The sequence below is a fragment of the Mesobacillus sp. genome, assembly GCF_047739415.1.
Lineage (GTDB): Bacteria > Bacillota > Bacilli > Bacillales > Cytobacillaceae > Mesobacillus.
Map to the genome: position 1 here is coordinate 1 of NZ_JBIQOE010000032.1, position 11,094 is coordinate 11,094.

The 11,094-nt window shown below is 43.7% G+C and carries 11 protein-coding genes; 8 read left to right on the forward strand and 3 right to left on the reverse strand.

Translation table 11 applies throughout. The annotated features are described in order from the left end of the window. Nucleotides 1–145 precede the first annotated feature (145 nt). Complete coding sequence (locus ACH0QE_RS02220) at nt 146–481, reverse strand: hypothetical protein (protein ID WP_415799112.1); 336 nt, start codon at nt 479–481, stop codon at nt 146–148. A gap of 198 nt (nt 482–679) precedes the next feature. Here ACH0QE_RS02220 and ACH0QE_RS02225 point away from each other — a divergent pair, with 198 nt between their 5' ends. The 3 genes from ACH0QE_RS02225 to ACH0QE_RS02235 are packed head-to-tail and all read left to right on the forward strand — an operon-like array spanning nt 680 to nt 3,104. Then, on the forward strand, nt 680–1,402 hold the full coding sequence (locus ACH0QE_RS02225) for an ABC transporter ATP-binding protein (protein WP_415799113.1): 723 nt from the start codon (nt 680–682) through the stop codon (nt 1,400–1,402). Next, the gene (locus ACH0QE_RS02230) at nt 1,392–2,423 is read left to right on the forward strand and encodes an ABC transporter permease (RefSeq protein ID WP_415799114.1); all 1,032 of its coding nucleotides are present in this window, start codon (nt 1,392–1,394) and stop codon (nt 2,421–2,423) included. The genes ACH0QE_RS02225 and ACH0QE_RS02230 overlap by 11 nt, the downstream gene beginning before the upstream one ends. A 21-nt stretch (nt 2,424–2,444) precedes the next feature. Further along, entirely contained in the window at nt 2,445–3,104 is a 660-nt protein-coding gene (locus ACH0QE_RS02235) for a TetR/AcrR family transcriptional regulator (RefSeq protein WP_415799116.1), read from the forward strand. Nucleotides 3,105–3,326: 222 nt separating this feature from the next. On the opposite strand, the gene ACH0QE_RS02240 is transcribed toward ACH0QE_RS02235, so the two are convergent. Then, nucleotides 3,327–4,424 (reverse strand): PQQ-dependent sugar dehydrogenase, encoded by a 1,098-nt coding sequence (locus ACH0QE_RS02240; RefSeq protein ID WP_415799117.1) that lies wholly within the window; start codon nt 4,422–4,424, stop codon nt 3,327–3,329. Nucleotides 4,425–4,511: 87 nt separating this feature from the next. After that, a complete protein-coding gene (locus ACH0QE_RS02245; protein ID WP_415799118.1) occupies nt 4,512–5,372 on the reverse strand; it encodes a Cof-type HAD-IIB family hydrolase in 861 nt (286 codons plus the stop codon). Nucleotides 5,373–5,804: 432 nt separating this feature from the next. Between ACH0QE_RS02245 and ACH0QE_RS02250 the strand changes: the two genes are divergently transcribed. The 5 genes from ACH0QE_RS02250 to ACH0QE_RS02270 form a co-directional block, all read left to right on the forward strand. Continuing rightward, nucleotides 5,805–7,112: an ABC transporter substrate-binding protein gene (locus ACH0QE_RS02250; protein ID WP_415799119.1), complete on the forward strand. Its 1,308-nt coding sequence runs from the start codon at nt 5,805–5,807 to the stop codon at nt 7,110–7,112. Nucleotides 7,113–7,318: 206 nt separating this feature from the next. Further along, entirely contained in the window at nt 7,319–8,179 is an 861-nt protein-coding gene (locus tag ACH0QE_RS02255) for a carbohydrate ABC transporter permease (protein WP_415799120.1), read from the forward strand. After that, nucleotides 8,179–9,000: a carbohydrate ABC transporter permease gene (locus ACH0QE_RS02260; protein WP_415799121.1), complete on the forward strand. Its 822-nt coding sequence runs from the start codon at nt 8,179–8,181 to the stop codon at nt 8,998–9,000. Before ACH0QE_RS02255 ends, ACH0QE_RS02260 begins: the two co-directional genes overlap by 1 nt. A gap of 23 nt (nt 9,001–9,023) precedes the next feature. Further along, nucleotides 9,024–10,049 carry a LacI family DNA-binding transcriptional regulator gene (locus ACH0QE_RS02265; RefSeq protein ID WP_415799122.1) on the forward strand — a complete coding sequence of 342 codons (1,026 nt, stop codon included), beginning with the start codon at nt 9,024–9,026 and terminating at the stop codon, nt 10,047–10,049. Nucleotides 10,050–10,123: 74 nt separating this feature from the next. Beyond that, a partial coding sequence (locus ACH0QE_RS02270) for an alpha-glucosidase (RefSeq protein ID WP_415799123.1) occupies nt 10,124–11,094 on the forward strand: 971 nt, incomplete at its 3' end.

Genomic DNA, 11,094 nt, shown 5'->3' on the forward strand with positions numbered 1-11,094 from the left:
GGATAATGGTGGCGATCTGTGTTTTCTAATTAATAAAGACTGTAAGTCCATCAAAAAAGATGAATTAAACAGAATAAAAAAGCTTGTGGAAGAAAAAAATAGTACCTTTCTCCACAAGCTGAGCCCACCTTTTAAGGTGGACTTTTTATTTACGTTCATAAACTCCCTCAATCATCAAGCCTTTTACAAATACAACCTTGTCCTCTGGCTCTCCTTTGATCTTCCATACAGATTCTTTGAACCCAAGGAATTTGCTGTTATCAGTCTTGCCAATCAAGCGGTCGATTTCAAAGGTTTTCTCGCCATTCACATAATATTTTTGATAGGTCTCATAGCCTCGGTGAAACTCTTTGTCTTTATGGACAATTACTCCGTCTGTTTTATTCATGTATACATCTAAATTCGCGTCATAGAAATACAGGCCAACGATCAGCAGAACCGGAACAAGAAACAGCACCATACGCTTCTTTTTAAAAAACAAGAGATCACTTCCCCTATTTTAAAAATTTTCAGTTATCTCTACCTCGTATGATAGCACATAAACATCGAATTAGGCATTTGCGTGACAATGTCGTTTTTTATATTAATTTGCGAGTGATTACTCACTATACAAAGCGAAGTTTATCAGTTATCCTATTAGTGAGTGATTACTCACTTTAAAAAGGATGGTGAAGATCCCATGATTGTTTCAATCAAAAATGTAAGTAAACGCTATGGGAAGCATGACGTCTTAAAAAATATCAATTTAGAGATTGAAAGCGGCGAAATTTTCGGGCTGCTTGGACCCTCAGGAGCAGGAAAAACGACTCTCGTTCGGCAGCTCGTCGGGCTTGAAACGCCCAGTGAAGGTGAAAATTATCTTTTCGGCGAAAAGATGCCTTCCTTAAAGCTTATTGAAAGGATTGGCTACATGGCTCAATCGGACGCACTTTATACTGAATTATCGGCAAAGGAAAATCTTGAATTCTTTGCCTCCTTGTTCGGTCTCAAGGGCACGCACCGAAAAAAACGTATTTTAGAAGTAATGCAGCTTGTCGACTTATCTGAGCATCTTAACAAACTGGTAACCAATTATTCTGGCGGCATGAAACGGCGTTTATCATTGGCTGCGGCCTTGCTGCATGAGCCAGAACTGTTGATTCTCGATGAGCCGACTGTAGGCATCGATCCCGTTCTGCGACAAAGCATCTGGTCTGGTTTTTATGATTTGAAAGCACAGGGGAAAACACTGATTGTTACAACACATGTCATGGATGAAGCGGAAAAATGCGACAGATTGGGACTGATTCGAGATGGTGTTTTGATCGCTGTCGGCACTCCGGAGGAATTGAAGGAAAAGACTGGTTCTGCCAGCGTCGAGGAAGCATTTTTAGCATATGGAGGTGTTCAGCATGAGAATTAGAGCTTTAGTGATTAGGATTATCCGGCAATTCCTGAGGGATAAAAGAACACTGGCAATGATGCTTGTTGCTCCGCTCCTGATCCTGACGATGCTCCACCTTGTTTTTAACGGGGAAAACTATATCCCGAAGATCGGTTTGGTCGATGTTCCTGGCCCTGTGATGGAGAAACTCGATATTGATGACGCAAAAATAACAGAATATGAGTCTGTGAAAGTTGCAGAAGAGGATGCATTGAACCAAGAAATCGATGGGTATGTTGTCTTTGAAGGCCTTATGGTGGAAAAGTTCACGCTCGAAGGCAGCGACCCATCTGTGAATGGAGCTGTAATGAAATGGTTCCAGCAAGCAACAAAAAAGCTGTTACCTTCACAGGGACAATCTGACCTGAAAGTCGATTATATCCATGGCTCAGACGATATGAGCCAGTTTGACTATTTCGGCCCGGTATTGCTTGGCTTCTTCGCCTTCTTTTTTGTGTTCATCATTTCAGGGATTTCTTTTTTACGTGAAAGAACGAGCGGCACGCTTGAAAAATTGCTCTCGAGCCCGCTGCGAAAATGGGAAATCGTCATCGGCTATGTTCTTGGCTTTGGAATCTTCACGATGCTGCAGGCCACGCTGATTGCCTGGTATGCGATATACATCCTGGGAATGCTGATGGAAGGTTCGTTCATCTATGTATTGCTGATCACTTTATTGTTATCGATGACGGCATTGACGCTCGGCACCCTGTTGTCGGCGTTTGCCAATAATGAATTCCAGATGATCCAGTTCATCCCGATCATCATCGTGCCGCAGTTTTTCTTTTCTGGTCTGATCAATCTCGATACGATATCTGATTGGCTGAGCTGGCTTGGTCCGATCACACCACTCTATTATGCCGCCGAGGCTTTGCGTGATATTATGGTGAGAGGATATGGATGGGATGCCATCTATGGCAATTTGTTGATGCTGGCCGGGTTTTCCGCTTTGTTCATATTCCTGAATATACTAGCACTGCGGAAACACCGCGCAGTTTAACCGCGGCGAAAGGAGTAAACGATGACAGATCACGACTTTAAAATAGATGAGTTGATGGACGGAGAAGAACTGACGGATAAGCAGAAGAAAATCATTATTTCTGCTATTGAATCCTTCGCTGAAAAAGGTTATTCCGCCACTTCAACCAGTGAAATCGCCAAGAAGGCAGGCGTCGCTGAAGGTACGATTTTTAGACACTATAAAACGAAAAAGGATTTGCTGCTGGCGATTGTCGCTCCAGTGATGGCAAAGTTTGTGGCACCTTTTATCATAAAGGATCTTAATAAGGTTCTTCATCAGGATTATGAGCATTTCGAAGATTTCTTATCTGCCATGCTGAAGAACCGCCGTGATTTCCTTGTTAAAAATCTTGCTACCGTTAAAATCCTGGTGCAGGAAATTCCTTTCCACCCCGAATTGAGGGAATTATTTAAGGAACATATCGCATTAAAAGTATATGAACGTTTCGAGAAAATCGTCGAGCATTACCAGGCAAATGGCCAAATCATTGAGATGCCAGCGTACAGTGTCGTCAGAATGACGTTTACATCCATTTTTGGCTATTTGATCGCACGTTATATGATCCTGCCCGAAGCCGAGTGGGACGATGAAGCAGAGACAGAACGTACCATTCAATTCATCATGCATGGATTGGCAGGACCGAACAGCAGCAAAAATTAAACCGGGGGTGTATCCCGGTTTTTGTTTTGTTTGGAAATGGAAAAAAACACTCGAAATTTCCAGTTTGCGAATAAAGCTGTGATTTTTGCGAATAAAACTCTATGTTTTTGCGAATAAAAAGGTGTATTTTGCGAATAAAACTGTGAATTTCGCCAATTTATTTAATTCAAACCGTTATAAAACGAAGAGGAACACCATTACAGCGTCCCTCTTCGTTAGTTTTCACCGCAATTGATCAATTTTTACGCGATAAAGCTTGTCGTCGCCTTCACTCGGGGTGCCGCGGCCGTCGGTATTGTTGCTGATGAAAAATAGATCATCACCATCAACGATCACATCGCGAATCCGGCCTAATCCGGTGACTACTTCATGGGTAGTTTTCGCGGCGGGATCGAACTCACGTAAGGCATTGCCCCTCAAAGTTGCAACATATAACTTCCGTTCATAAGCCGCCATTCCGGAGGGTGCCCATGTATCGCTTCCAGAGTGGAAAATAGGCGCTTCCATGCCCTGCTTCGTGTCGCCACCGGTTATCTCCGGCCAGCCGTAGTTTTTTCCGGCCTGAATCAGATTGATTTCATCTTGCGCGGAGGGTCCGTGTTCACTGGCATAGAGCTTCCCATCCTCCGACCAGGCTAGTCCCTGCGGATTGCGGTGGCCATAGCTGTATACATAGGAGTTTTCAAATGGATTATCTGCCGGAACAGATCCATCAAGGTTCAGACGCAGGATTTTGCCCCCGAGCGAACCTAAATCCTGGGCAATTTCCGGATTGGTTGCCGCATCACCTGCCGTGGCATAAAGCTTTCCATCCGGACCGATTTTCAGCCTGCCGCCGTGGTGGAAGCGTCCGCTCGGGATTTTATCAAGCAGCAGCTTGCCTTCCACCCATTCACCATTGTTCAAAGTCAGTTCGACAATCCGATTGAACTGCCCGGTGCCATTCTCGTATGTATAATAAGCAAATGCCTTGTTCGACTGCTCGAAATCAGGAGCGAGCACAAAGCCAAGAAATCCGGCTTCAGCTGCCTGTGAAACTTCCTTTTTAAAAGAAACCTTCTGTCTCTCAGTATTATCGCCTTCCACTTTTACAATCGAACCCGGGCGTTCGCTCAAGTAAAATGTCTCGCCGCTTTTATTGATTGACCACGGAACTTCCAGATTTTCTGCAACAACTTCGAGCTGGTCGGCCTGAGCAATCGCTTCTTTGTCTTCTGGTATTTGATTCACTTCACCTGAAAGCTTCGTTTCATCACCGCCACCTGAACAGCCTGCAATCACCATCAGCATTACCAAAAACACATACAAGAATCTTTTCATGACACACGTCCTTTCCTATATATAGTCCATTCTAAAATCAGAAGTCCAAATCCACTCAAAATCAGATGTCCTTAATCCACTCAAAAATCAATCTTCCAGTACCTTCATAATCGCTTTTCCGACGCCGCTTTCTTCATTTGTCAATGTCACTTCGCCGCATAGAACCTTAATTTCCTGTGCTGCATTGCCCATCGCTACAGGTTTGCCGACTTTTTCAAGCATCGATACATCATTGAAATTGTCACCAAGCGCCATCGTTTCCTCCAGGCTGATCCCTCTTGAAGCTACGAATTTTTCCAGGGCGACTCCCTTTTGAGCGTCTAGGCTTGTGATTTCGATGTTCTCACGCCCGGATGAACTGACCGCAAGCCCTGAGATTTCCTTCAGGCCATCCTTTGCGGCCTCAAGCTTGTCATCATCTAGTGAAAAAGCCAGCAGCTTGTAGATCTCATATTGGTCGTCCTCGAATAGACGGTCATAATGTTCAATCTTCGTAATCAGTCCTTTATGCATTCTTTCCTCAGCGGCCTCGGCGATTTTTTCAATCGGCACTTCAGGATTTGCGGTTGAGAAAATATCAACGATGATTGTGATCGCCATATCCTCATCTTCAGTAAAGGTACCTCTGTTTGTGTAAACCTCGAAATACACGCCGCTTTCTACAAGCCGTAGCGCTGCCTGCCGGGCCTCCGCCTTGTTCAATGGGCTAGAAGAAACAATCTCTCCATTATCGGAACGAACCTCGGCTCCATTCACACATATCATTGGCAGTTTAAGACCGGATTCCTCAAGAACGAATCTTGCTTCCTGGAACGATCGTCCGGTTGCGACAACGACTTCTACTCCCTGCTTCTTTGCTTTTAAAATCGCTTCCTTATTCTCTGCAGTAATCTGCTGGGTAGCAGTCAATAACGTCCCGTCCATATCTGTAGCTATGCACCTAATCATTTCTTCACCTTCAGTCATTATTTTTCAGTATTAACAATCATGATAGACCTTCAAACTCTCGACAGCAAATGATACGTGTATATACTAATTTTCAAATTATTATGACCAATAATTATCTCTTCCATTTCAGGCTTGACTAATAATCTATAAATTTAAATATCTTAAAAACTTTCATATTGTCATTCTAAATTTCATATGCTATTATGAATCCGAAGCTGCAATCGTTTGCATATAATGATGGCATTAGGGGGAAAAAGTACATAACTACTGCTATATCAGGGTTTTGACTACTCCTGCCCCATTTATGTAAGCGTTTTAAAGGTGTTGTATAAAATTACTATCATCTCATGTTTTATGCAAAAATATGCAAACGCTTTCGGAACGCATGTGGTTGCATGCAAAAAAATATAAATATTTGGGGGTATCTCAACAATGAAAGCAAAAAAGCTATTTCCAGCAGTTCTTTCCCTTGGACTTTTGATTGGCGGAGGTCTTGCAGGCTGCTCATCAAGCGATGACAAGACTTCAGGCGAAGGTGGAAAAGACGGAGACAAAGTAACCGTTGACATTTTCCAATTCAAGGTTGAGTTCAAGGATCAGTTTGAAGACATTGCAAAAGCTTATGAAGAAGCTAACAAAGATGTTGACATCAACATCACAACTGTCGGCGGCGGCGAAGATTACGGTGCTGCACTTAAATCCAAGTTCGCTTCTGGCAATGAACCTACTATTTATAACGTAGGCGGACCGCAGGACGTGGCAGACTGGGAAGATAAGCTTGCAGACCTATCTGACACAGCTGCTGCTAAAGCTGCACTTAGCGGAACTCTTGAAGGCGTAACAAAAGACGACAAAGTACTTGGACTTCCATACAACCAGGAAGGCTATGGCTTCATCTATAACAAAGGCATTTTTGAAAAAGCTGGTATCGATCCAAAGAGCATCACTAGCTACAGCGCATTAGAGGAAGCTGTTAAGACGCTAGACAGCAAGAAGAAGGACCTTGGTCTTACATCTGTATTTGCTCTTCCTGCTAAAGAAACTTGGGTAACAGGACTTCACCTTTCAAACGTGTTCCTTGCGCCTGAGTTTGATCAGAACGTAATCAATGCTTTTGAATCTAAGGAAGTTACTTTTGAACACGGCGATGCATTCAAGAAGATTCTTGACCTGCAGAACAAATACTCTGACCAACCTACTGTAAGCCTTGACTATGCTAAGCAAGTTGAAGAATTGTTCTCAACTGGCAAAGCAGCAATCATCCAGCAAGGTAACTGGGTATCTGGTTCAATCGCCGGAATCGACGAAGAGCTTGCTAACAGCGGCGTAGGGATCCTTCCTATCCCAGTTGAAGGCTACAAAGAAGATTCAATCCCTGTTGGCGTTCCAATGTACTGGGCTGTAAACAGCAACAAGGACGAAAAAGAAGTAGCAGCAGCTAAGGAATTCCTAGACTGGTTATATACTTCTGAAGAAGGTAAAACAGCAGTAATCGAAGATTTCAAATTCATCCCTGCTTATGAAGGATACGATGCTGGCAAAATCTCTGATCCACTTGCAAAAGAAATCTATGAATACTCTTCAGCTGGCAAAACACTGGCTTGGACTTTCATGGGTTACCCAACTGGTTGGGGACAAGAAAAGCTTGGAATCAACATCCAGAAATATGTGAGCGGCGAAATGACTTGGGACGAATTAGTAGAAGAGTCTTCCAAGGCTTGGGCAGAAGCTCGTAAGTAATAGATTTAAACTAAAGAAGGAAACAGAACGGCTGCGGCTGTTTTGTTTCCTATCTTTTTTCCATGAAGTGGTTTTCGCTTAGGCTTTTCGGAAAATCATTGGGTGAATCAAGAGTACTCGTAAAAATCAGCAGACTACATTCTTCTGATCTTGATAACGAAATAGATTAGCTTCCCCTGATAACACAAAGATAGGAGGATTTACAGATGCGAAACCGGAACCTCTGGTATTGGCTTTTCCTGGCTCCAGCCTTACTCGCTCTTGCTGTTGTGGTCATTTTGCCGCTTGCATTCGGTGTGTACTACTCATTTACTGACTGGAACGGGATCAAGACACCTTCATTTGTAGGCCTTGAACATTATAAAGCGCTTTTTGCTGAGGAAGAATTCAGAGATGCATTGTGGTTCACAACAAAGTTCACTGTTGTTTCTGTGTTCCTGATCAACTTCTTCGGCCTTTCATTAGCTTTGCTTGTGACGCAAAAATTCAAAACGAATAATATCCTGAGAACGATTTTCTTCATGCCGAATCTAATCGGCGGATTGATCTTAGGTTTCATCTGGCAATTCATTTTCACAAAGGTATTCGCGAGCGTCGGTGAACTGATTGGCGTTGAAGCTTTAGAGGGTTGGCTGTCCACTGAGACAACTGGCTTTTGGGCAATGGCGATTCTGATGAGCTGGCAGATGGCTGGTTACATCATGGTCATCTATATTTCATTCCTTGAAGGAGTACCGCAGGAGTTGCTTGAAGCAGCAGAAATTGACGGAGCGAACAGCTTCCAGCGTTTTTATCACGTCACCTTCCCGCTCGTCATGCCGGCATTTACTGTCAGCTTGTTCCTGACACTTTCAAACTCTTTTAAGCTTTACGACCAAAACCTGTCGCTCACTGGCGGCGGACCATACAATTCCACACAGATGGTTGCAATGGAGATTTTCAAAACTGCATTCGTAGAAAACGCGATGGCATTCGCACAGGCAAAGGCGGTCATTTTCTTCCTGATTGTGGCGGCTATTTCGCTTACACAGGTTTATATCAATAAAAAACGGGAGGTCGAGATGTAATGAAAAAGAAGAAGCAAAGCAGAATCATTATGGAAATTCTCGGCATCATCCTTGCCCTGATCTGGCTTTCCCCGTTTTACCTGATGATTGTCAACTCTTTCAAGACGAAACGAGAAATGTTCGAGGATACGTTAAAGCTGCCGGATGTTTTTTCATTTGAGAATTACACGGTAGCTTTCGAACGTTTGGATTTTATTAAAACCTTCTTCAACTCTGTATTGATTACGGTACTGGCTGTGGCCGTTATCATCATTTTTTCATCAATGGCCGCTTATGCCCTTTCAAGACGTGGAGGCAAAGCGAGCGGGATCATTTTCATGCTGTTTGTAGCTGCAATGCTCATCCCTTTCCAGTCCGTAATGATTCCACTTGTGTCCATTTTTGGTAAGCTTGAAATGCTCAATAGGGGCGGACTGATTTTCATGTACCTTGGTTTTGGGGCAAGTTTGTCTATTTTTCTTTACCACGGAACATTGAGCGGGATCCCGAAATCGCTTGATGAAGCGGCAACAATCGATGGCGCAAACCGATTCCAGATTTTCTGGCATATCATTTTCCCAATGCTAAAACCGGTGTCCGTTACAGTGGCCATCCTGAACATCATTTGGATTTGGAATGACTACCTGCTTCCTTCCCTTGTCATCAATCAGCAAGGAATGGAAACAATTCCGCTTAAGATGTTCTTCTTCTTTGGGGAATATACTAAACAATGGCATCTTGCACTGGCAGGACTGACAATCGCAATCATTCCAGTCATCATTATTTACTTCTTCCTCCAAAAGCAAATCATCAAGGGAGTTTCAGAAGGCTCGGTAAAATAATCGAACTATAGGAGAGACGACCAATGGCAGTCACAATTAAAGATGTAGCGAAGGCAGCCGGTGTGTCACCTTCTACCGTTTCCAGGGTGATAGCAGATCACCCTCATATCAATGAAGGAACGAAGAAGCGTGTACGGAAAGTGATGGAGAAACTGGGGTACCACCCGAACTTCCAGGCACGAAGCCTGGTGGTAAGAAGTACCGAGACAATCGGTATTGTTATGCCAAATTCGGCTACCCAGGCATTGCAAAATCCGTTTTTCCCCGAGGTCATCAGGGGAATCAGCATGAAAGCCCATGAACATCAATTCGGGGTTTATTTAACGACTGGCATCACGGATGAGGAGATTTTCCAGCAGGTCATTTCGATGGTCCAGGGCCGCAGAGTTGACGGCATCATCCTTTTGTATTCGAAAACGGATGATAAAATTATGAATTACTTGCTGGAGCATAAGTTTCCATTTACTGTCATAGGCCGCCCGAACACGAACGCTGAGCGGATCACCTATGTAGATAATGACAATATTTATATTACCAAACAGGTTACTGATTATTTAATCAAGCTGGGGCATCGAAAAATTGCATTTATCGGTTTTAATTTAGAGCAAGTTTTTACAATTGATCGGCTAGAGGGATATAAGCAAGCCCTGCACGAAGCTGGCCTTCCATATGACGAAAAATATATTATCCATGAGCAATGCTTAAAATCTGAAGGAAAAGAAGGCATCACGAGGTTCCTCTCCTCCCATGAGCCGCCCACTGCCCTGGTAGTGGCAGATGATTTTACCGCCATTGAGCTAATGAGCTATTCCGAGGAACTGAATATCAAGGTGCCTGAAGAGATCTCAATTGTCAGCTTCAATGATGTTCCGCTAGCGGAGCATATGAAGCCACAGCTGACTTCTGTTAATATCGACATCTTCCAGTTAGGTTTCGAAGCGGCTAACTGTTTAATAGAAATCATCAAAAACCCGGTGACGTTGCCGAAAAGGGTTACAATCCCGGCGAGGATGATTGAGCGGAAATCATGCGGTCCGATTCATAAGTAGGTCTTCGACAGCGCAAAATGACTAATGTAAAACAACGGGATACATCAGGATCATACAAAGAAATGAGGGTTCACATGAAACACAAATGGTGGAAAGAGGCTGTTGCCTATCAGGTATATCCAAGGAGCTTCATGGATTCCAATGGCGACGGCATCGGTGATTTGCAAGGAATGATATCAAAACTTGATTACTTAAAGGATTTGGGAATCGATGTGATCTGGATTTGCCCGATGTACAAATCTCCTAATGACGATAATGGCTATGATATCAGTGATTATCAGGATATCATGGATGAATTTGGGACAATGGAAGATTTTGACCAGCTCCTTGCTGAAACGCATAAACGCGGCATGAAGCTGATCATCGATCTTGTCATCAACCATACAAGCGATGAGCACCAGTGGTTCATCGAATCTAGAGAATCCAAAGACAGTCCTAAACGTGATTGGTACATCTGGCGCGATGGCAAGGATGGCGCTGAGCCGAACAACTGGGAAAGCATCTTCGGCGGATCTGCCTGGGAGTATGACGAAAAGACAGGTCAGTACTTCCTTCACATCTTCTCCCGCAAACAACCGGACTTGAACTGGGAAAACAAAGAGGTCCGTACTGCGTTATACGATATGATCAACTGGTGGCTTGATAAAGGGATCGATGGTTTCCGCGTCGACGCGATCAGCCACATCAAAAAAGAAGCTGGCCTAAAAGACATGCCTAACCCTGAAGGGCTGCAATATGTTTCTTCTTTTGATAAGCATATGAATGTTGGAGGGATCCAGACATTCCTCGAGGAATTGAAGGAGGAAACTTTCTCTAAATACGACATTATGACAGTTGGCGAGGCAAATGGCGTCAGTATCGAGGAAGCCGATCTTTGGGTCGGCGAGGAACAAGGCAAGTTCAATATGGTATTCCAGTTTGAGCACCTTGATTTGTGGGACTCTGAAAAGAAGGCCCTAGACCTGGCAAAATTGAAGAATACTTTTACCCGCTGGCAGAAAGGTCTTGAAGGACACGGCTGGAATGCGTTATTCATTGAAAACCA

Bases quoted from the DNA above. Each gene is read 5' to 3' on its own strand.
- ACH0QE_RS02225 (WP_415799113.1), top strand. From the start codon at position 680: ATGATTGTTTCAATCAAAAATGTAAGTAAACGCTATGGGAAGCATGAC.
- ACH0QE_RS02230 (WP_415799114.1), top strand. From the start codon at position 1,392: ATGAGAATTAGAGCTTTAGTGATTAGGATTATCCGGCAATTCCTGAGG.
- ACH0QE_RS02235 (WP_415799116.1), top strand. From the start codon at position 2,445: ATGACAGATCACGACTTTAAAATAGATGAGTTGATGGACGGAGAAGAA.
- ACH0QE_RS02240 (WP_415799117.1), bottom strand. From the start codon at position 4,424: ATGAAAAGATTCTTGTATGTGTTTTTGGTAATGCTGATGGTGATTGCA.
- ACH0QE_RS02245 (WP_415799118.1), bottom strand. From the start codon at position 5,372: ATGATTAGGTGCATAGCTACAGATATGGACGGGACGTTATTGACTGCT.
- ACH0QE_RS02250 (WP_415799119.1), top strand. From the start codon at position 5,805: ATGAAAGCAAAAAAGCTATTTCCAGCAGTTCTTTCCCTTGGACTTTTG.
- ACH0QE_RS02255 (WP_415799120.1), top strand. From the start codon at position 7,319: ATGCGAAACCGGAACCTCTGGTATTGGCTTTTCCTGGCTCCAGCCTTA.
- ACH0QE_RS02260 (WP_415799121.1), top strand. From the start codon at position 8,179: ATGAAAAAGAAGAAGCAAAGCAGAATCATTATGGAAATTCTCGGCATC.
- ACH0QE_RS02265 (WP_415799122.1), top strand. From the start codon at position 9,024: ATGGCAGTCACAATTAAAGATGTAGCGAAGGCAGCCGGTGTGTCACCT.